15 protein-coding genes are annotated in these 21,279 nt (G+C 73.6%); 8 read left to right on the plus strand and 7 right to left on the minus strand.

Annotation, left to right across the window (positions count from 1 at the left end):
* The first annotated feature begins 59 nt into the window (after positions 1-59).
* A complete protein-coding gene (locus tag JIW86_RS32225; RefSeq protein ID WP_257557349.1) occupies positions 60-4,721 on the plus strand; it encodes a hypothetical protein in 4,662 nt (1,553 codons plus the stop codon).
* An 84-nt stretch (positions 4,722-4,805) separates the two neighbouring features.
* Here the strand turns inward: JIW86_RS32225 and JIW86_RS32230 are convergent, their stop codons facing one another.
* Positions 4,806-5,234 carry a hypothetical protein gene (locus JIW86_RS32230; RefSeq protein ID WP_251065481.1) on the minus strand — a complete coding sequence of 143 codons (429 nt, stop codon included), beginning with the start codon at positions 5,232-5,234 and terminating at the stop codon, positions 4,806-4,808.
* A 385-nt stretch (positions 5,235-5,619) separates the two neighbouring features.
* Here JIW86_RS32230 and JIW86_RS32235 point away from each other — a divergent pair, with 385 nt between their 5' ends.
* Genes JIW86_RS32235 through JIW86_RS32250 form a run of 4 tightly spaced genes read left to right on the plus strand, consistent with a single transcriptional unit; the run spans position 5,620 to position 9,838 of the window.
* Positions 5,620-8,346 carry a nitrate- and nitrite sensing domain-containing protein gene (locus tag JIW86_RS32235; RefSeq protein ID WP_257557351.1) on the plus strand — a complete coding sequence of 909 codons (2,727 nt, stop codon included), beginning with the start codon at positions 5,620-5,622 and terminating at the stop codon, positions 8,344-8,346.
* On the plus strand, positions 8,343-8,780 hold the full coding sequence (locus tag JIW86_RS32240; protein WP_215149340.1) for a roadblock/LC7 domain-containing protein: 438 nt from the start codon (positions 8,343-8,345) through the stop codon (positions 8,778-8,780). The genes JIW86_RS32235 and JIW86_RS32240 overlap by 4 nt, the downstream gene beginning before the upstream one ends.
* A 10-nt stretch (positions 8,781-8,790) precedes the next feature.
* The gene (locus JIW86_RS32245; protein ID WP_257557353.1) at positions 8,791-9,231 is read left to right on the plus strand and encodes a DUF742 domain-containing protein; all 441 of its coding nucleotides are present in this window, start codon (positions 8,791-8,793) and stop codon (positions 9,229-9,231) included.
* Positions 9,212-9,838, plus strand: a complete 627-nt coding sequence (locus tag JIW86_RS32250) for a GTP-binding protein (RefSeq protein ID WP_215149338.1) — start codon at positions 9,212-9,214, stop codon at positions 9,836-9,838. Before JIW86_RS32245 ends, JIW86_RS32250 begins: the two co-directional genes overlap by 20 nt.
* Positions 9,839-10,008: 170 nt before the next feature.
* Here the strand turns inward: JIW86_RS32250 and JIW86_RS32255 are convergent, their stop codons facing one another.
* From JIW86_RS32255 to JIW86_RS32265, 3 genes are all read right to left on the minus strand, one after another.
* Positions 10,009-11,199: a lipid-transfer protein gene (locus JIW86_RS32255; protein ID WP_257557359.1), complete on the minus strand. Its 1,191-nt coding sequence runs from the start codon at positions 11,197-11,199 to the stop codon at positions 10,009-10,011.
* The gene (locus JIW86_RS32260; RefSeq protein ID WP_257557361.1) at positions 11,196-11,657 is read right to left on the minus strand and encodes a Zn-ribbon domain-containing OB-fold protein; all 462 of its coding nucleotides are present in this window, start codon (positions 11,655-11,657) and stop codon (positions 11,196-11,198) included. Before JIW86_RS32260 ends, JIW86_RS32255 begins: the two co-directional genes overlap by 4 nt.
* Before the next feature lie 62 nt (positions 11,658-11,719).
* Complete coding sequence (locus JIW86_RS32265; RefSeq protein WP_251065480.1) at positions 11,720-12,058, minus strand: Mpo1-like protein; 339 nt, start codon at positions 12,056-12,058, stop codon at positions 11,720-11,722.
* Between the two features lie 100 nt (positions 12,059-12,158).
* On the opposite strand from JIW86_RS32265, the gene JIW86_RS32270 reads away from it, so the two are divergent.
* Entirely contained in the window at positions 12,159-12,671 is a 513-nt protein-coding gene (locus tag JIW86_RS32270; protein ID WP_257557363.1) for an NUDIX domain-containing protein, read from the plus strand.
* On the opposite strand, the gene JIW86_RS32275 is transcribed toward JIW86_RS32270, so the two are convergent.
* The gene (locus tag JIW86_RS32275; RefSeq protein WP_257557365.1) at positions 12,668-15,058 is read right to left on the minus strand and encodes a glycoside hydrolase family 31 protein; all 2,391 of its coding nucleotides are present in this window, start codon (positions 15,056-15,058) and stop codon (positions 12,668-12,670) included. The genes JIW86_RS32270 and JIW86_RS32275 overlap by 4 nt on opposite strands.
* Before the next feature lie 267 nt (positions 15,059-15,325).
* On the opposite strand from JIW86_RS32275, the gene JIW86_RS32280 reads away from it, so the two are divergent.
* Entirely contained in the window at positions 15,326-17,302 is a 1,977-nt protein-coding gene (locus JIW86_RS32280; RefSeq protein WP_257557367.1) for an acetoacetate--CoA ligase, read from the plus strand.
* A 63-nt stretch (positions 17,303-17,365) separates the two neighbouring features.
* Positions 17,366-18,289 (plus strand): hypothetical protein, encoded by a 924-nt coding sequence (locus JIW86_RS32285; protein WP_257557369.1) that lies wholly within the window; start codon positions 17,366-17,368, stop codon positions 18,287-18,289.
* A 74-nt stretch (positions 18,290-18,363) separates the two neighbouring features.
* Here the strand turns inward: JIW86_RS32285 and ptsP are convergent, their stop codons facing one another.
* Positions 18,364-20,034 carry a phosphoenolpyruvate--protein phosphotransferase gene (ptsP, locus tag JIW86_RS32290; protein WP_257557371.1) on the minus strand — a complete coding sequence of 557 codons (1,671 nt, stop codon included), beginning with the start codon at positions 20,032-20,034 and terminating at the stop codon, positions 18,364-18,366.
* 75 nt (positions 20,035-20,109) lie between these two features.
* On the minus strand, positions 20,110-20,559 hold the full coding sequence (locus tag JIW86_RS32295) for a PTS sugar transporter subunit IIA (RefSeq protein WP_257557373.1): 450 nt from the start codon (positions 20,557-20,559) through the stop codon (positions 20,110-20,112).
* Between the last annotated feature and the right edge of the window lie 720 nt (positions 20,560-21,279).

Raw genomic sequence — 21,279 nt, forward strand, 5'->3', positions numbered from 1 at the left:
CCTGCCCCGCGTACCGAGAACGCACCGAGTACACCGAGAAACAACGAGAGTCCCCCGCCATGTACGAGCTGTCCCGGATCCGCCTCTACTCCATCGGGCCCGCCGGTGCGCGCTACGCCGACACCGTGCTCGACCTGCGCGGAGTCGGCGAGCCGGTGCCCCACCCGGCACCCGCGCAGGCGGAGTTCTTCGAGGACGAGCCCACCGGCCCGCCGCGCCGCCCGGCGCCCGCCGGCGTGCTCTTCCTGGAGAACGGCGGCGGCAAGTCCGTCCTGCTCAAGCTGATCTTCTCGGTGATGCTCCCCGGCCACCGCAACACCCTCGGCGGCGCCAGCTCCGGCGTACTGCGCAAGTTCCTGCTCGCCGACGACTGCGGCCACGTCGCCCTGGAATGGCAGCACACCCAGACCGGCGAGTGCCTGGTCGTCGGCAAGGTCAGCGAATGGCGCGGCCGCCAGGTCTCCAACGACCCGCGCAAGTTCGCCGAGGCCTGGTACTCCTTCCGCCCCGGTCCGGGCCTCGGCCTCGACAACCTGCCCGTCGCCGAGGCCACCGCCGTGCGCCCGCCCGTCGAAGGCGCCTCCGGCGCCCAGGGCCGCCGCCGCACGATGAAGGGCTTCCGCGACGCCCTCACCGAGGCCGGCAAGGCCTACCCGCACCTCGAGGTCTGCTTCGAGGAGATCCACGACCGCTGGAACGAGCACCTCACCGAACTCGGCCTGGACCCCGAACTCTTCCGCTACCAGCGCGAGATGAACGCCGACGAGGGCGAGGCCGCCGGCCTCTTCGCGGTCAAGAAGGACTCCGACTTCACCGACCTGCTGCTGCGCGCCGTCACCGACACCCGCGACACGGACGGCCTCGCCGACCTCGTCCACGGCTTCGGCAACAAGCTCGGCCGCCGCGCCGAGCTGATGGCCGAACGGGACTTCACCGCGGGCTCGGTGGACCTCCTGGGACGCATCGTCGAGGCCACCGGGACCCGCTCCCGGCTGCGCGACGTCCACGCGGGCGCCGAGCGCCGCACGCGCACCCTCGCCCGGCGGCTGTCCGCCCGCGCCACCGAGGAGCGCGGCCGCGCCGCCGACCTCGCCCAGCGCGTCACCGGCGCCGCCCACGAGGTCACCGCCGCCGAATCCGCCCGCGCCCGCAGCGCCGCCGTCTCCGCCGAACTCGCTTACCGGCACGCCTCGCTGGCCCTGACCGTCGCCGACAAGGCCGCCGCCGCCCAGCGCCGCGAACTCCTCGAGGCGCGCACGCTGCACTCCGCGTGGCAGACCGCCGAGACCGTACTGCGCCACCGCGCCGCCGCCGACCGCTCCGCCCGGGTCGCCGCCGCGATCCTGGAGGCCGAGCGGGACGCCGCCCCGGCACTGGCCGCGCGCGCCACGGCCGCCACCGACCTCGTACGGGCCCTGCACACCGCCGCCGAGCACGGCGAGCGGGTGGCCAACGAGGAGGAAGAACGTTCCGCGGTCCTCCAGGCCACCGGCGAGGCCGCGCACCGCGACGCCACCGCCGCCGCGACGGCCGCCCAGCGGGCCCGCAGCGAGGCCGAACACCTCCGCTCGCGCCTCGGGGAGGTCCAGCAGGAGACCGCCGAGGCCGTCCGCGCCGGCTGGCTCGACGACTCCGCGCCCGACGCCGACCCGGCCCGGGCCGCGCTGGCCGCCACCGACGCCGAGAAGACCGCCGTCGCCGCCTGGGACGAGTCCCGCGAGGCCGCGCGCGCCGCCTCCGACGCCGCCCGCGAGGCCGCCGCCGCGGAAGCCCGCGCCGAACTCACCGCCGCCCGCGCCGCGGACGCCGCCGACGCGGCCGAAGCCGCCCACGACGGCGAACGCCGCACCGCCACGGCCCTCGCGGCCGCACCGCGGCTGGCCGAGCTCCTCGGCCTCCCCGCCGCCGCGGACGCCGAGGTCCCCGGCCCGCGCACGGGCGACGCCTCCGCCGGCGGCACGTCCGCCGTGCGCGGGCAGCACCACCCCGACAGCCCCTCCGGAGGGCTCTCGGCCGAGGACCTCGACCGGGGCGCCGACGAGCTGCGCACCCTGCTCACCGACGGAGTCGCCGCGGCGGAACGGCAGTTGTTCGAGCTGCGCACCGCCGCCGCCGACGACGCCCGCATCCTCGGCGCGCTCGGCGACGGCGGACTGCTGCCGCCCGGCCCCGACGTCCTCGCCACCGTCGAGTACCTCGGCGAACACGGCATCCCGGCCCTCCCCGGCTGGCGCTACCTCGCCCAGTCCGTGGACCCCGCCGACCACGCGGCCGTCCTCGCGGCCCGCCCCGAACTCGTCGACGGCGTCGTCATCACCGACCCCGACACCCACAGCCGCGCCCGCGAGGTCCTCTCCGGCGCCGCCCTGCTGCCCCGCTCCACCGTCGCCGTCGGCACGGCCGCCGCCCTGCTGGCGCCGGTGGCGCCCGTGGACGCCGATTCGGCGGTGTCCAGCATTTTCATCGTGTCGCCGAACCCGGCCATGCACGACGAGCACGCCGCCGACGAGGAGCGCCAGGCACTGCGCACCCGCGCCACCGCCCGCGACACCGAGATCCGCGAGCTGGCCGCCCGCCTCGCCGGGGACCGCGAGCTCGCCGCCCGCCTCGCCTCCTGGCGCACCGGCTGCCCGCCCGGCCGCCTCGCCGAGCTCGCGCAGCAGGCCGAGGCCGCCCGTGCGTTCGCCGAGGAGGCCGATGCCGAGCTCGCGGAGGCCCGTACCGTACGCGCCGAGGCCGACGAGGCCGCCGCCGACGCCGCCCGCGTGCGCGACGAGCGCCAGGACACCGCCCAGCGGGCCCGCCGCGTCGCCGACGCCCTCGCCGGCCTCGCCTTCCGCCTGCGCGAACGCGCCGGCTGGCAGGCCCGGCTCCGCGAACTCGCCGACGACGCCGCCGAGTCCGAGGCCCGCGCCGAGGTCTGCCTGGACCGGGCCCGCGCCGCCGACGAGGACCGCCGCGCTGCCCAGCGCGCCGCCGACGACGCCCGCCGCACCGCCCGCGCCCTGCGCGCCGAGCGCGCCGACATCGCCGGGGCCCCCGAGCCGCTCCCCGAGGACGACGGCACAGCCAAGGCGCCGCTGCCGGACCTGCGCGAGGCCTACCGCGCCGCCTCCCAGCTCTACGAGAAGGTCGGCGTCGGCGCCGACCTGCGCGCCGAACAGGCCCGCGCGGAGAGCGACGAGAGCGCCGCCCTCGCCGAACTCGACCGCCTCACCAACAAGGTCCGCACCCGGGCCGCCCAGCTCCTCGAAAGCCCCGACGGCGCCGACGGGCCCTCCCGCCAGGCCGCCGCGGCCCGCGCCGAATCCCTCGTCCAGATGCTGGAGACCCGGGCCTCCACCGCGAGCGAGCAGCTCGGCCGGCTGCGCGGCGAGGCCGAACGCCTCGCCCCCGCCGAGGGCGAGGCGCACACCGAACTGCCCGAGGACCTGATCCCCGAGCACGTGGAACACGCGCAGGTCCTGCTCCGTACGGCCACTGCCCAGCTCGCCGCGCACAGCGCCGCGGTGGAGAGCGCCCGGGCCGCCCACGCGGACCTGCTGCGCGCCCACCGCGCCGCCGAGGACGGCGCCGGCGGCTTCGACGAGACCGCGGCCCTGCTGCGCGACCTCCTGCGCGACCACACCCACGCCGACGACGAGCAGGAGCCCGCGCCCCACGCCGGCACCCTGGAGGAGGCCCGCCAGTCGGCCACCGAGGCCCGTCGCGCGCTGCGCGGCTGCGCGGCCGACCTCTCGGCCGCCGAGTCCGCCGTGCGCGAGGCGAGCGACATCCTGGTGCGGCACGCCAACGCCACCCGTTACGAGCAGGTACGCACCCCCGCGCGCCAGCAGATCCGGGAACTGCCCGCCTCCGCCCTGCCCGAGCACGCGGCAGCCTGGGCCGCGGCCTTCGCCCCGCGACTGCGGGTCCTCACCGACGAACTGGCGCAGCTGGAGCGCAACCGCGACAGCATCGTCGACCGGCTGCGCGGCCTCGTGGAGTCGGCCCTGGCCACGCTCCGCTCGGCGCAGCGCCTCTCCCAGCTGCCGGAGGGCCTGGGGGAGTGGTCGGGCCAGGAGTTCCTGCGGATCCGCTTCGAGGAACCGGACCAGGCCACGCTCTCCGAGCGGCTCGGCGAGGTCATCGACGAGGCCACCCGTGCGGCGGTGAAGAAGAACAGCACCGCCTCCTTCGGCGAGGGCCGCCGCGACGGCATGTCCCTGCTGCTGCGGGGCGTTCAGGCGGCGCTGGAACCCAAGGGCATCTCCGTGGAGATCCTGAAGCCGGACGCGGTGCTGCGCGCCGAGCGCGTGCCGGTCGGGCAGATGGGCGACGTCTTCTCCGGAGGGCAGCTGCTGACCGCCGCGATCGCCCTCTACTGCACGATGGCGGCGCTGCGCAGCAACGACCGCGGCCGCGACAAGCACCGCCACGCGGGCACGCTGTTCCTCGACAACCCGATCGGCCGCGCGAACGCCACGTACCTGCTGGAGCTCCAGCGGGCCGTCTCCGACGCCCTCGGTGTCCAGCTGCTCTACACGACGGGCCTGTTCGACACCACGGCCCTCGCCGAGTTCCCGCTGGTCATCCGGCTGCGCAACGACGCGGACCTGCGGGCGGGCCTGAAGTACATCAGCGTCGAGGAACACCTGCGCCCGGGCCTCCCGCAGCAGTCCCCGGAGCAGGAGACCATCCACGGCGAGATCACGGCGACCCGCATGTTCCGCCGGAGCTGACGCCCATCTGCCGGAGCTGACGCCCATCTGACGGACTCCGTCCGCCGGGTGGGCGAGCCGTACTCCCGGCAGGCGCCCGGCCGGTCAGCGCCGGCCGAAGGCCGCGAGGGGGCCGTCCTCGCGGGATATTCGGGCCGGGTCCGCCTTGCGCGCCGCTCGGGCGGCCTTGGCGGCCCGGCGCGCCTCCCGGCGGCGGCTGCGCGCCGTGCTGCTCGGCTCCGACACCACCCCGTACCGCTGGTTCCACGTCTGCCGGGTGATCCACACGTCCAGCACGCCCCAGGTGGCCACGATGGTCCCCGCGACCGCGCCCAGCGCCATCGGGAAGGCCAGCCAGGACCCGGTGAGCGTGAGGAAGAAGGTGACCGTCGCCTGGGTGAGGGTCACCGACACGATCAGCACCGCCCGCACCGCGGACGCCCGCACCGGGTCCGGCATCCGGCGCCGCCGGGCCGGTTCCTCCACCCACAGCCCGCGCCGGCCCGCGTCGCCGCCGTCCTCGTACCTGCCCATGGTCCGCTCACTCCCCACCGCGCGGTCCGCAATGCCTACCCCACACGTCTACCCCGACGTGCCCCCGTGAACAGAAGACGTACGGCGCCGCCGAGAGATTCCCGGATCGCGGAGCCGTCCCCTCGCCCCCTGGATCGCGGAACGAATAATTCCAGCCATCCATCCTGTTGCGGGAACTGACGCCCCACCAAGTGTCATGTGCCACATATCGGGCCGCTCTTGACCGGAAGTATCGGACAACTCGTGATCTTCGTCCAGGGGTCCGGCCGAAAACGTCCGGACACGCCTTCGAAGCCGCTGCGCGGCAGTAGTAGGCTCACGCCGTTTAAATGTCGGAACACCGACCCCCGACTTCGGGGCTGAGCTGGGGGAGGCTGGGGAGGCCATGCGCTTTCGCGGGAAGTCCATCCGCCGGAAGATCGTCGCGTTGCTCCTTGTGCCGCTCGTCTCCCTGACCGCACTCTGGTCCTTCGCCACGGTCATCACCGGTCGTCAGGCCGTCCAACTCCTGGACGTCGCCTACGTCATCGACAAGGTCGGCTATCCCATCGAGGACGTCGTCCGCGTCATCCAGAAGGAACGCCGCCAGACCCTCGTGGTCATCGGCGACCCACGCGCCTCCACGGCGACCACCGAACTCGCCAAGCGCCGCGCCGCCACCGACGAAGCCGTCGAGCAGATCAGCGCGAACGCCCGCGACCCCGAGGTCGTCGGCCAGCTGAGCCCCCAGAACGCCCAGCGCCTGCGCTCCATCCTGGGCGCCGTCCACGGCATCAGCGCCCTGCGCCGCTCGGTCGACCAGAACACCCTCGACCCCAGCCAGGCACTGGACCTCTACAGCCGGCTCGTCGACCCCTGCTACGAGTTCCTCATGAATCTCCACGCGCTGGAGAACGTGGAGATGGACAAGCAGGGCCGCGCCCTCGTCGGCATCACCCGCGCCCGCGAGACGCTCTCCCGCGAGGACGCCGTCGTCGCCTCCGCCCTCGCCGCCCGCAACGTCAGCACCATCGACATCCGGCACGTCTCCGACTTCGCCGCCAACCGCAAACTGCTGTACGACTTCAACCTCGCGATCCTCCCCGCAGCCGACCGCCAGCGGTTCGAGCAGTACTGGGGCGGCCCCGACAGCAAGATGCTGCGCGACACGGAGGAACGGTTCCTCAACGGCGGCCCGGGCAAGAACCCGCGCGTCACCGCCGCCCAGTGGGACGAGGCCGCCACCAAGGTCCTCGACGAGCTCGCCGCCATGGGCACCGACGCCGGCGACCGCTACCAGAAGCGCGTCGAGCCCGTCGCCATGGACGTGCTGGTCCAGGCCGCCGTCGCCGGCATCCTCGGCTTCATAGCCCTCGTCGTCTCCCTGGTCCTGTCCGTACGCATCGGCCGCGACCTGGTCCGCGACCTGTCCCGGCTCCGCAAGGAGGCCCACGAGGTCTCCGGGGTCCGCCTCCCGAGCGTGATGCGCCGCCTCGCCGCGGGCGAGCACGTGGACGTGGAGACCGAGGCGCCCCGCCTGGAGTACGAGAAGGACGAGGTCGGCCAGGTCGGCCTGGCCCTCAACACCCTCCAGCGGGCCGCCGTCGAGGCCGCCGTGAAACAGGCGGAGCTCCGCCGCGGCGTCTCCGAGGTGTTCGTCAACCTGGCCCGCCGCAACCAGGTGCTCCTGCACCGCCAGTTGACCCTCCTCGACACCATGGAGCGCCGTACCGAGGACACCGAGGAGCTCGCCGACCTCTTCCGCCTCGACCACATGACCACCCGCATGCGCCGCCACGCCGAAGGCCTGGTGATCCTCTCCGGCGCCGCCCCCTCCCGCCAGTGGCGCAAGCCCGTCCAGCTGATGGACGTCGTACGGGCCGCCGTCGCCGAGGTCGAGGACTACGAGCGCATCGAGGTGCGCCGGCTGCCGCGCCTGGGCATCGCGGGCCCCGCCGTCGCCGACATCACCCACCTCGTCGCCGAACTCCTGGAGAACGCCACCGTGTTCTCACCGCCGCACACCGCGGTCCAGGTGCACGGCGAGCGCGTCGCCAACGGCTTCACCCTGGAGATCCACGACCGCGGCCTCGGCATGAACCCGGAGGCGCTGCTCGACGCGAACCTCCGCCTCGCCGAGACCCCCGAGTTCGAACTCTCCGACACCGACCGCCTCGGCCTGTTCGTCGTCAGCCGCCTCGCCCAGCGCCACAGCGTCAAGGTCGTCCTCCAGCCCAGCCCGTACGGGGGCACCACCGCGGTGGTCTTCATCCCGGTGGCCCTGCTGACCGAGGCCCCCGAGACCAACGGCACCGGCATCCGGCTGGACGACGGCCCGGCGGGCAAGGCGGCCGCCGGGCGGACCGGCGCGATCCCCTCCGCTCGGTCCGCGACCGCCGCCGTCCAGCGGGCGGTCCCCGCCGGCTCCGGCCGCTCGCTGCCGGTCGCCGAACTGCGCGGCCCGGTCGAGCTGGAGCCCCCGATCGACGTCCTCGGCCTCGACCCGGTGGACGGCCTCGACGGGGACCCGGCCGCCCGGGACGGCATCGGCGGCCGTCCGGTCATGGCCACCCTGGACGACGAGACCCCGCCCAACGGCACCCCGCGCAGCGCCCTGCTGGGCCTGCGCCCGGCGGACGGCAAGCACACCGACCGCCACCGGGACCGCCCCACCGGCCCGGTCCGGCTCGACGCCCAGCGGGTGGAGACTCCCCGTCCCGACGGCCCCCGCTCCCCGGGAGCCGTACCGCTGCCGCGCCGCCGGCCCGCCCCGACCCTGGTCGCCGAGCACGGCCGCCGGGTGGATCCCCGCCCGGTGTCCGCGGTCCCGCAGCCCGCACCCACGCCCGCACCCGCCTCCGGGGACGCGCCGGCCGGCGCCGGGCTGCCCCGCCGGGTCCGCCAGGCCAGCCTGGCACCGCAGCTCAAGAACGCCGCGGCCGCGGCCGCCGGCGACGCCGACACCGCCCCCGTCAGGGACCGCGACGCGGAGGACGTACGCACGCGCATGTCCGCACTCCAGCGAGGCTGGACCGCGGGCCGCAACCAGCACGCACAGCAGCAGTCCGAGACCGGGGCCGGCACCCCCGCCGCCACCGGTCCCGCGAACGAGAACGAAGGGGACGGTCGATGACCGCACCGCAGACCGGCAACGACACCAGGGGCCGCGGCTCCGGCCCGCTCAACTGGCTCCTCGACGAGCTCGTCGACAAGGTCGGTTCCATCCGCAAGGCGGTGGTCCTCTCGGGCGACGGCCTGCCCACCGGCAGCTCCAAGGACCTGACCCGCGAGGACAGCGAGCACCTGGCGGCGGTCGCCTCCGGCTTCCACAGCCTGGCCAAGGGAGTCGGCCGGCACTTCGACTCCGGCCGGGTCCGCCAGACCGTCGTCGAGCTCGACGAGGCCTTCCTGTTCGTCATGGCCGCCGGTGACGGCAGCTGCCTGGCCGTGCTCGCCGACGCCGACTCCGACGTCGGCCAGGTCGCCTACGAGATGACCCTGATGGTCAAGCGGGTGGGCGACCACCTGGCCACCGCCCCGCGCACCGGGCTGCCAGCCGGAGGGTGAGTCGTACGGCATGAGCGATCCAGGCCAGGACCACCCCGCCACCACCCCGGCCGGAGACCCCGCCCCCGCCCCGGACCACGCGCACTGGTTCGACGACGACGCGGGTCCGGTCGTCCGCCCGTACGCGATGACCCGCGGCCGGACCAGCCACGCGGGCCAGCACCGACTGGACCTGATCGCGCTCGTCGTCGCCGAACCGGCGGCCGACGATCCGGTCTGGGACATGACCCTGTCGCCGGAGCACGCCCACATCCTGGGGATGTGCCGGGACCGGCCGCAGTCGGTCGCCGAACTCGCGGCGGACCTCGACCTCGCGGTCGGCGTCGTACGCGTCCTGATCGGGGACCTGGCCGACGACGAACTGGTCCACGTGACCCGGCCGGTACCGCCGGCCGAACTGCCCGATGAATCCATTCTGCGTGAGGTGATCGATGGCCTTCGGGCGCTCTAGCCGCACCGGTGCCATGCATGCCGTGTCACCGGTCGAGCCGCTGACCCTGAAGATCCTGGTCGCGGGCGGCTTCGGGGTGGGCAAAACCACCCTGGTCAGTGCGGTAAGCGAGATCAAACCCCTGCGAACCGAGGAACTGCTCTCGGAGCCGGGCGTCGGCATCGACGACACCGGGGGAGTGGAGGGGAAGAGCACCACGACCGTGGCCATGGACTTCGGGCGCATCACGCTGCGCGAGGACCTGGTCCTGTACCTGTTCGGCACGCCCGGACAGGACCGGTTCTGGTTCCTGTGGGACGAGCTGGCCCAGGGCTCGCTCGGCGCGGTGGTCCTCGCGGACACCCGCCGGCTCGCCGACTGCTTCGCCGCCGTCGACTACTTCGAGCGGCGCGAGATCCCGTTCGTCGTCGCGGTCAACTGCTTCGACGGCGCGGACCGGCACCCCGTGGTGACCGTACGGGAGGCCCTCGACCTCGACCCCGGGGTGCCGGTGCTGCTGTGCGACGCGCGGGACCGGGAGTCCGTGAAGGACGTGCTCGTCGGCGTCGTGGAGCACGCGATGTCGGTGGCACGGGCACGGCGCCGGAGCCTGACGACAGGGACCTGACCCAGCGGGGACGACATGGAGGCGGCCCGTACCCCCGCCGACTGGGGTACGGGCCGCAGCTCTCATGGGGGGATTCGGAGCCCCGGGCGCCGCACGGGACTGTGGAGCGAGTGTGAACCTGCCGCCGGGGGTCGTCAAGCGTTCCGACAACACCCGCCGGTCAGGGCCGCTCAGCGCACCGCGACCACGGCCGACCCGTGGCCGAACAGCCCCTGGTTCGCGGTGATCCCGGCCCGTGCCCCCGGCACCTGCCGCTCCCCGGCCGTACCGCGCAGCTGCCAGGTCAGCTCGCACACCTGGGCGATGGCCTGCGCCGGCACCGCCTCCCCGAACGAGGCCAGCCCGCCACTGGTGTTGACGGGTATGCGCCCGCCGAGTGCCGTCGCCCCCTCCCGTACGAGCTTCGCGCCCTCGCCCTCCCCGCAGAGGCCGATGTCCTCGTACCACTCCAGCTCCAGGGCGGTGGACAGGTCGTACACCTCGGCGAGCGAGAGGTCGTCCGGGCCGAGGCCCGCCTCCTCGTAGGCGGCGCGCGCGATCGAGGCCCGGAAGGAGCCGGCCGCGGGCCGCACGGCCACCGCCGAATCGGTGGCGATGTCCGGGAGGTCCAGCACCGTGCGCGGATAGGTGGGGGTCACCGTCGAGACCGCCCGGATCCGAACCGGGTCGGCGATCCCGCGCGAGCGCGCGAAGTCCATGCTGGTGAGTACCAGCGCCGCGCCCCCGTCGGAGGTGGCGCAGATGTCGAGCAGCCGGAGCGGATCGGCGACCACCGCCGAGGCCGCCACTTCCTCGGCGGAGACGGCCTTGCGGTAGCGGGCGTTCGGGTTGAGCGTCCCGGCCGCCGCGTTCTTCACCTTGACCTGGGCGAAGTCCTCAGGGGTGTCCCCGTAGACGGCCATCCGGCGGCGTGCGTACAGGGCGAAGTACGCCGGGTTGGTGGCGCCCAGCACGCGGAAGCGCAGCCAGTCCGGATCGTCGGGCCGGTTGCCTCCCGCCGGGGCGAAGAACCCCTTGGGCGCCGCGTCCGCGCCCACCACGAGCACCACGTCGGCCAGCCCGGCCAGGATCTGCGCCCGGGCCGTCCCGATCGCCTGGGCGCCGGACGCGCAGGCCGCGTACACGCTGGTCACCCGGGCCCCCTGCCAGCCGAGGGCCCGGGCGAAGGTCGCACCGGCCACGTAGCCCGGATATCCGGAGCGCACGGTGTCGGCGCCGACGATCGACCCCACGTCCGTCCAGTCCAGCCCGGCGTCCGCCAGCGCGGCCCGGGCGGCGGTCCGCCCGTACTCGACGAAGCTGCGGCCCCACTTGCCCCAGGGGTGCATCCCGGCCCCGAGGACGGCGATGTCGGCGCTCACGCGTCCCCTCCCACCGGCTTGAACTGCCAGGTGGTCCAGGCGGTCCCGGCCTCCTCGTCCTCGTTCAGCACGCCGCCCACCACCTCGACCTCCATCCCGACCGCCAGGTCGGCGACACCCACCCCGGGCACCGCCTGCCCCAGCACCACCATCCCCTCGGCCTCCAGCTCCACCGCGACCAGCGTGTACGGCTCCCAGGGCGCGGCCGGGTCGGACACGTACGGCGCGGGCGGCCGGTAGCGCCCGTCGGTGTAGGACCAGACCCGCCCGCGCGGGGACAGCGGCAGCTCGGCGAGCTCCCCGCCGCCCGGGCACTGCGGATTGCGGCAGTACGCGTCCTCGCGCGGGAAGAACACCGCGGTGCAGGCCGAGCACCGGGTGCCGAGCAGCCGGAAGCCGCCGTCCGCCGCGGTTTCGGTGAACCACCCGCTCACGACGGGTGTACGTGTGAGTGCCAAGACCCCTCCCATGCAGAAACCTGACGCATCGTCAGGAGTGTGTCACGGGTGGGCGGGCCGGGTCACCGGTTCTCGGCGAGCCACTTCTCCGCGATCTCGGCCAGCTCCGCGTCCCGCCCGGCCAGCATCATCCGGATCATCTGCGCGTCCCCGCGCAGCGACCACCCCGGATGGCCGAAGGTGGCCGGGTTGTTCTTCTCGATGAGGAAGTGCGCCGGCCACGCGGTCCCGTACCCGATGAGCGGGAGCGCGGCGAGGTAGCGCTTGCGGCCGCGCGCCAGCCCGTAGGCGGTCACGGCGAGGCCGGTGAGGGTCCCGGTGAGATGGACCCAGCGGGTGGCGGCGCGGGAGTGCATGGCGACGTAATACGGCCAGAACTCCTCGTACGAACTGAAAGTCATGCCCGGCACGGTACTCACGGCCGCGCGGACGCGACAGACGTCACCGCCCCCCGACCCGCAACAGCCGTGACACACCCGCCCCTTGGCCTACCATCACGGGATGACGGCACAGATCAGGGACTCGCACTGCTCCACCTGCGGAGCGCCCTACGCCACCACCACCTGGCCCCGCACCTGCACCTCGTGCGGCGCCACCGCCTACCGCAACCCGCTCCCGGTGGCCGTCACCCTCCTCCCCGTCGAGGACGCGGACGGCACCGGCCTCGTGGTCATCACCCGCACCATCGAACCGGCCCTCGGCGGCATCGCCCTGCCCGGCGGCTTCATCGACTTCGGCGAGGACTGGCGCGACGCGGTCGTCCGCGAACTCCGCGAGGAGACCGGCATCACCGCCCCCGCCTCGGAGGTCGCCCTCGCCGACGCCCTCAGCTCCCCGGCCGGCCACCTCCTCCTCTTCGGGCTCCTCCCGCTCCGCCCGGCCGCCACCCTCCCCGCCTCGGCACCGACGGACGAAACCACGGGCTGGCACATCCTGCGCACCCCGACCGACCTGGCCTTCCCCCTCCACACCCAGGCAGCGGCCGCCTGGTTCGCAGGCAAGTACAAGGCCTAAGCCCTGTCCGGGGATTGGAGCCCCCGCACCACCACACCCTCCACCGCGGTCCCCGCCTCCGTCTCGACCACCACCGCGTCCCCGGCCCACCGCACGGTGTACCGCTCGACCGTGCCCGCCTCGAAGCCCGGACCCGGGTCCCGGATCACCACCCCGCCGCCCGTGCGGCCCCGCGCCGGAGCCCAGACCTCCAGCTCCACATCGCCACCCCCGGCGGAGCGGACCGGCAGCACCGCGCCCGCCCGCGCCAGCACCGGGATCCGGCCCGGCGGCGCGTCCAGCAGGATCTGGCCCGGGCCCTCGTAAGCCGCCCCCGTCGCGGTGTCGTACCACCGCCCCCGCGGCAGCCGCACCGCCCGCCGGTCCGCCCCGCACTCCAGCACCGGGGCGACCAGCAGCGCATCGCCCAGCAGGAACGCGTCCTCGCAGTCCCGCAGCCGCCGCTCCTCCGGAGTCCCCCACCACAGCGGCCGTACGTACGGGGCCCCGGTCCGCCGCGCCAGGTGCGCCAGCGTCACGAAGTACGGCCGCAGCCGCTCCCGCTCCGCCATCACCGCGCGGGCATGCTCCTCCACCTCGGCCCCGAACTCCCACGGCTCCCGCCGCCCCGCCCAGATCGCCGAGTGCGTCCGGAACAGCGGGAGGTACGCCCCCAGCTGCAGCCACCGCAGATACAGCTCGGGGGAGGGCGACCCGCCGAAGCCTCCGACGTCCGGCCCCGAGTACGGCACCCCGCACAGTCCGAGCCCCAGCACCAGCGCCAGCGAGGCCCGCAGCCCGTCCCAGCCGGTCTCCACGTCCCCCGACCACGTGCCCCCGTACCTCTGCATCCCCGCCCATCCCGACCGGGAGAACAGGAACGGCCGCTCGGCGGGCCGGAGCCGGACCAGCCCCTCCCAGCCGGCCCGCGCCATCCCCAGCGCGTACACGTTGTGCCCGGCCCGGTGGTCCCCACCCGCGCCGTCCATCGAGTGCCGCGCGGAACGGGGCAGAGTCATGTCCCCGAACGGGGTGAAGGACACCGGCTCGTTCATGTCGTGCCAGAAGCCCGCGAAGCCCTGCGCGAGCCGCTCCTCGTACAGCCCGCCCCACCACTCCCTTACCGCCGGATCGGTGAAGTCCGGGTACGCGCACTCGCCCGGCCACACCTCGCCGCGCACCTCCGCGCCCTCCGCGTCCCGTACGAAGGCACCCTCGGCCCCCACCGCGCGCCCCGCCGCGTGCACCGGGTCGCCCGCCTTCACCGCCGGATCGACGATCGAGACCAGCCGCACCCCCTGCTCGCCCAACTCCCGTGCCAGCCCCGGCAGATCCGGGAACCGCCCGCGGTCCACGGTGAACACCCGGTGCCCGTCGTAGTGGTCGATGTCCAGGTGCACCGCCGACAGCGGGAACCCGCGCTCCGCATAGCCCCCGACCACCCGGCGCACCTCCTCAGCGCTCCCGAAACCCCACCGCGCGTGCTGGTAGCCCAGCGCCCACTCCGGCGGCACCGCCGCCCCGCCCGTCAGCCCCGACCAGCCCTGCAACACCCGCGCCGGCGTCCCCACCAGCACCCAGCACCTCAGCGGCCCGCCCTCCATGCGCAGTTCGCTCAACCCCGGGCGGTCCACCCCCGAACCCGCGCCCTCCTCGCCCTCGCGCAACACCACCCGGCCGTCCCAGGAGTTGTCGTGGAACACCAGGTGCGTCCCCGCGTCCGCCACCACCATCTGCACCGGCATCGTCACGTACAGCGGATCGTCACCCGGCCCGAACCCGCCCCTCGGGTCCGTGTTCCACAGCCGGTACACCCCGTCCCGCAGCCTCGGCCCCGCCGCCCGCCCGCCCAGCCCGAAGAACCGCGCGTCCGCCGCCACTTCGCTCCGCTGCAGCCACCGCGGCCCACCGCCCGACCCGGCCTCCTCGGCCCCCTCGCCGCCGGACACCGGCTCCCACCAGCGCGGCGGCAGCTCCCGCCGCAGCACCGTCCCGCCCGGGGTGCGCACCTCCACCGCCCCATGCCGGGACACCGCCACCGTCACCCGCTCCGACACCACCCGCCAGCCGCCCCCCGTGTCCGGCTCCAGCGAGGCCCGCGGATCCGGCTCCGGTCCCGCGCCCACCACCGCGTACGACGGCATCGGCCCGGCCCCGTCCCACCCCCAGAACACCGCGCCGCCCGCGGTGACCCGTACCAGCAGCTCCGAGCGCGCGAACCGCAGCACGCCCCCGCCCGGCCGCGGCTCCGTACCGGTCAGCAGCCCCGGCACCCGCGCCCGCTCCGCGCCCCGGCGCGGGAGCCCCACCGCGTCCGCGCGCCGGTGGCGCCACGCCGAGAGCCAGGCGCGCCGTCCGCGCTCCGTACCGATGTCCTTCACCGCACGCACCAGATCACGACCGTTCATGGAGATCACCCTGCCACCGGCCCCCGCGCGCAGGTGCTGCGTTCAACTGCCGTTCACCCACAGGCGACCGTCCCCGCACCCCCGCGCGTGACCGCCGGCGACTGGTGGCCGACCACATGCCGCCGACCTCGTGAGCGGTGATGGCGACTCTGGTGCGGATGTCGATCACATGGCATGGTCCCTGTGAGCCGCCGCGCACCCACCCCCCGCGCGATGGCACCGTACGCACACGAAGCGCGAGCCGCAGACTTGACCGGGAGCCGACCCATGACCTCAGCCACGCAGCCGGAACCCCTCTGGGCCCCCGGCCCCGACCGGATCGCCGCGGCCCGGATCACCGCCTTCCAGGCCTGGGCGGCCGAGCGCTTCGGAGCCCCGGCCGACGGCGGCTACCCCGCCCTGCACAGCTGGTCCGTCGACGAGCTCGACACCTTCTGGCAGGCCGTCGCCGAGTGGTTCGACGTCCGCTTCACCACCCCGTACACCTCCGTCCTCGCCGACCGCTCCATGCCCGGCGCGAGCTGGTTCACCGGAGCCACCCTCAATTACGCCGAGCACGCCCTGCGCGCCGCCGAGGACCCGGCCCGCGCCGACGACGCCGCCCTGCTGTACGTGGACGAGACCCACGAAGCCACCCCCGTCACCTGGGCCGCGCTCCGCCGCCAGGTCGGCTCCCTCGCCGCAGAGCTGCGCGCCCTCGGCGTACGCCCCGGCGACCGGGTCAGCGGCTACCTCCCCAACATCCCCGAAGCGGTCGTGGCCCTGCTCGCCGCCGCCGCCGTCGGCGGTGTCTGGACCTCCTGCGCCCCCGACTTCGGCGCCCGCAGCGTCCTCGACCGCTTCCAGCAGGTCGAGCCGGTCGTCCTGTTCACCGTGGACGGCTACCGCTACGGCGGCAAGCAGCACGACCGCCGCGACACCGTCGCCGAGCTGCGCGCCGAGCTCCCCTCCCTGCGCGCGGTCGTCCACATCCCGCTCCTCGGTACGCCGGCCCCCGCGGGCGCCCTCACCTGGTCGGACCTGACCTCCGCGGATACCGAGCCCGTCTTCGAGGCGGTCCCCTTCGACCACCCCCTCTGGGTCCTGTACTCCTCCGGTACGACCGGCCTGCCCAAGGCCATCGTCCAGTCCCAGGGCGGCATCCTCCTCGAGCACCTGAAGCAGCTCGGCCTGCACTGCGACCTCGGCCCCGAGGACCGGTTCTTCTGGTACACCTCCACCGGCTGGATGATGTGGAACTTCCTCGTCTCCGGCCTGCTCACCGGCACCACCGTCGTCCTGTACGACGGCAGCCCCGGCTACCCCGACACCGGCGCCCAGTGGCGGATCGCCGAGCGGACCGGGGCCACGCTCTACGGCACCTCCGCCGCGTACGTCATGGCCTGCCGCAAGGCCGAGGTCCACCCCTCCCGCGACTTCGACCTGTCCAGCGTGAAGTGCGTGGCGACCACCGGCTCCCCGCTCCCGCCCGACGGATTCCGCTGGCTCCACGACGAGGTGGCCGAGGACCTCTGGATCGCCTCCGTCAGCGGCGGCACCGACGTGTGCAGCTGCTTCGCCGGAGCCGTCCCCACCCTCCCCGTCCACATCGGCGAGCTCCAGGCCGCCTGCCTCGGTACGGACCTCCAGGCGTGGGACCCGTCCGGCAAGGCCGTCGTCGGCGAGGTCGGCGAGCTCGTCGTCACCAACCCCATGCCGTCCATGCCGGTCCGCTTCTGGAACGACCCGGACGGCAGCCGCTACCGCGAGAGCTACTTCGAGATGTTCCCCGGCATCTGGCGCCACGGGGACTGGATCACGATCACCGACCACGGCTCGGTGATCATCCACGGCCGCTCCGACTCCACCCTGAACCGCCAGGGCGTCCGGATGGGCTCCGCCGACATCTACGAGGCCGTCGAGCGCCTCCCCGAGATCAAGGAATCCCTGGTCATCGGCCTGGAGGAGCCGAACGGCGGCTACTGGATGCCGCTCTTCGTCCACCTCGCCCCCGGCGCCACCCTCGACGACGACCTCCGCGCCCGGATCAAGGCGACGATCCGCGAGGAACTCTCCCCGCGCCACGTCCCCGACGAGATCATCGAGGTCCCGGGCATCCCGCACACCCTCACCGGCAAGCGCATCGAGGTCCCCGTCAAGCGGCTCCTCCAGGGCGCGCCGCTGGCCAAGGCCGTCAATCCGGGCTCCGTCGACAACCTCGACCTCCTCCACTTCTACGAGGAGCTGGCCCGCACCCGCGGCTGAGGCCACTGTCAGTGGCGATGATTACTCTGAGTGAGCAAGTGATCGCGCCGCTCAGGGGGAGCCATGCCACAGAAGAACAACAGCACGAGGACCAGCACGACCACGCGGACCGTCGGCACCGACCGGCGCCGCAGGCTGCGCCGCGAGGTCCCCAGCACCGTCGGCCTCCTGGCCGACGCCGGGGACTTCGCGGCCATGCGCGACTACCGGAGCTTCGTCTTCGACGACCACCGGGACTACCTCCGCCACGTGGAGGGCCTGCTCCGGTCCCTCGCGGCCCAGGGCATCCACACCACGGTCGCCCTCTTCGACCCCGAGGAGTACGCCGACTTCTGTACGGAGTCCGGCCACGACCCGGACACCGCAGACGCCCGCACCCGCTTCACCGCGGAACTGGCGGGCAGCGGCGCCGTCCTGCCCTACGCGGGCCAGCCCATCGACGATCTCGTCCCCCTCCTCGTGGACGAGGCCGTCCGCCAGGCCACCTGGGAGTACGCCACCATGCTCCTGGCCGAAGCCGGCACCTGCGCCGACTGCGGCGAGGACATCGGCCACGCCTCCTTCGAACGCGCCGCCGCCGCGCTCCGGCGGCTCATGGCGGGAGCCGGCCCCGGCCGGCACCACCTCGTCTGCAGCGTCCCGACCGAGGCGGAACAGCTCGTCGCCGTCCTCCACGCCGAGACCGGCCCCGACCCCGAGGCCCCGCCCCGCATCGAGGGCCGCGACGGCCTCGACTTCGTGACCGTCCTGGCCGCCGGACTCGCCCTCGGCGGATCAGGGGGACTGGTCCTGCGGAGCACCACCGAGGACCACCGCGACCGGGTCCACGGCTGGCGGCTGGACCGCGGCCGCCTCACCGTGCTCTCGGCCGCGGCCGTGTTCAACGCCTACTGCACGGACGCCGACACCGGGGAGCCCGTCGCCCCCGAACCGGGCGTCGAGTACTGCCCCGGCTTCGAGGTGGACGGCCCCGGCCCGCACCACTGAGCGGTCGAACCCGGAACAGGAAACGACCGAGGGGCCCTCGCCACCGGCGAAGGCCCCTCGGCCGAACACACCGGCTACTCGCCGGACAGCACCGCCTGGGCGGCCACGCGGGCCTCCTCGGCGCTGTCGCACGCACGCGCCGCGGCAGCGGCACGCTCGCACTGGGCGAGGGTGTACTTGGCGAGCGTCGCCCGCACGTAGGGAATGGAAGCGGCACCCATCGAGAGAGAGGTGACACCCAGACCCGTCAGCACACAGGCGAGCAGCGGGTCGGAGGCGGCCTCACCACAGACGCCGCAGCTCTTGCCCTCGGCCTTCGCGGCCTCCGCCGACATGGCGATCAGGTCGAGCAGCGCCGGCTGCCACGGGTCCTGGAGCCGCGAGACCGCACCGACCTGGCGGTCGGCGGCGAAGGCGTACTGCGCCAGGTCATTGGTGCCCAGCGACAGGAACTCGACCTCCTGGAGGATCGAGCGCGCCCGCAGCGCGGCGGACGGGATCTCCACCATCGCGCCGAACTTCGCCCGGAGACCCGCCTCGCGGCACGCGTCCGCGAAAGCCTTGGCGTCGATCCGGTCCGCCACCATCGGGGCCATGACCTCGAGGTAGACCGGCAGCCCCTCGGCGGCCTTGGCCAGCGCGGTGAGCTGCGTACGCAGCACGTCCGGGTGGTCCAGCAGGGAGCGCAGACCGCGCACACCCAGCGCCGGGTTCGGCTCGTCGGCGGGGGTCAGGAAGTCCAGCGGCTTGTCGGCACCGGCGTCGAGCACACGCACGACGACACGGCCCTCGGGGAAGGCCTCGAGCACCTTGCGGTAGGACTCGATCTGCTTTTCCTCGGAGGGAGCCTTCCTGCTGTCGTCCAGGAACAGGAACTCGGTGCGGAACAGGCCCACACCCTCGGCCCCGGCCTCGACGGCGGCCGGCACGTCCGCCGGACCGCCGACGTTGGCCAGCAGCGGCACCTTGTGACCGTCGGAGGTCGCACCCGGACCGGACGACGCGGCCAGCGCGGCCTTCCGCTCGGCCGCCGAGGCCTCCAGCTCGGCCCGCTTCTCGTCGCTCGGCTCGACGAACAGGTCACCGGTGCTGCCGTCGACGGCGATGACCGTGCCCTCGGCGATCTCACCGGCACCCGGCAGCGCCACGATCGCCGGCACGCCCAGCGCCCGCGCGAGGATCGCGCTGTGGCTGGTCGGACCGCCCTCCTCGGTGACGAAGCCGAGGACGAGCGCGGGGTCGAGCAGAGCCGTGTCGGCGGGAGCGAGGTCCCGCGCGATCAGTACGTACGGCTCGTCGCTGTCCGGCACACCCGGCATCGGCACGCCGAGCAGCCGCGCCACGATGCGGTTCCGTACGTCGTCCAGGTCGGCCACCCGGCCGGCCATGTACTCACCGGCCCCCGCGAGCAGGTCGCGGTAGGAGGCGAACGCGTCGTAGATACCGCGCTCGGCGGTGCTGCCGACAGCGATCCGCCGGTCGACGTCCGCCATCAGCTCGGGGTCCGTGGCGATCATCGCCTGGGCCTCGAGCACGTGCTGAGCCTCGCCACCGGCCAGCTGGCCGCGCGCGATCAGGTCGGCCGAAACAGCCTCCACGGCCTTGCGGGCGCGCCCCTGCTCGCGCTCCGCCTCAGCCGCGGTGATCTGCTTGGCCGGCGGCTCGAGGACCGCCGTACCCATGTGCCGAACCTCGCCGATCGCCACACCGTGGCTCACGCCGACGCCTCGCAGCGTTGTCTCCATTTCACCCGTCTCCGATTGAGCGGCGGGCCCAGCCGCCGCGGTGGATGTCCGACTCGCCTGTGAGGGCGGACAAGGTCACTTCCAGCTGAAGAGGACCTCTTCGGCCTTCACGTCCCCGGACTCGACGACGTCGGAGAGGGACTCCGCGGAGGCCTCCAGCGCCACGATCGGGCAGATCGGCGACTTGCCGGCTTCTTCGACGGCCTGCGGGTTCCAACGGATGACGGCCTGGCCGCGGCTCACGGTGTCGCCCTTGTTGACGAGCAGCTCGAAGCCCTCGCCGTTGAGCTGAACGGTGTCGATCCCCAGGTGCGTGAGCACACCGTGGCCTTCGCCGTCGACTACGACGTACGCGTGCGGGTGCAGGGAGACGACCACACCATCAACGGGGGACACCGCCTCCGAGGGCTCGCGCACGGGATCAATAGCGGTGCCCGGTCCCACCATGGAGCCGGAGAACACCGGATCGGGCACTGCCGCGAGTCCGATGGCGCGCCCGGCAAGTGGGGACGTCACGCTGGTCATGGGGGCCTCCCAGGGGTGGAGCTTCTCAGTGTCGCCGTCACTACCTGTCGCGAACGGCGTACTCTTCCGAAGGATAAGTCACTAGATGTTCGGGTTCGCCCGATGTCGGTCCCGATCCGGACTGGCCCTTCGGCACGGAGACTAGTGGACTAGACCGGTGGACTAGACCATACGCCTGAATCGATTTGCTTGGGCACCGCACGGCCTGTACTGTCGTGACTCCCGCCACGGTGCTTCGCGTGAACTTTTCGCGAACGCTGGATGGACGGGACTCCTTCCTCTTCAGTCTTGATCTTGATCTCGATTGCTTCCGTCATGCCTTCCGGCAATTCGGCGAGTGGTCAGAGCGACGGAAAATCACTGCTAAGGTCGGAACCGCCGGAAAGGGAAAGCGCGAAAGCGCAGGACCTGGAAAGCACCGAGGAAATCGGGCCCGAAAGGGTCTGATAGAGTCGGAAACGCAAGAACACAGAACGAAAGCCCGGAGGAAAGCCCGAGAGGGTGAGTACAAAGGAAGCGTCCGTTCCTTGAGAACTCAACAGCGTGCCAAAAATCAACGCCAAAAGTTGATACCCCGTCCACTTCGGTGGATGAGGTTCCTTTGAAAAAGACCTGTGAGGCTCCGTTTCGGGGTGCTTGCAGGCAATTACACAGCGAGGACGCAGTGGTCAGTCGGTCTTATTCCGACCATGGCTGGCCCGCTCTACGTGATGTGTGCAC

Source organism: Streptomyces sp. NBC_00162 (genome assembly GCF_024611995.1).
Taxonomy (GTDB): domain Bacteria; phylum Actinomycetota; class Actinomycetes; order Streptomycetales; family Streptomycetaceae; genus Streptomyces.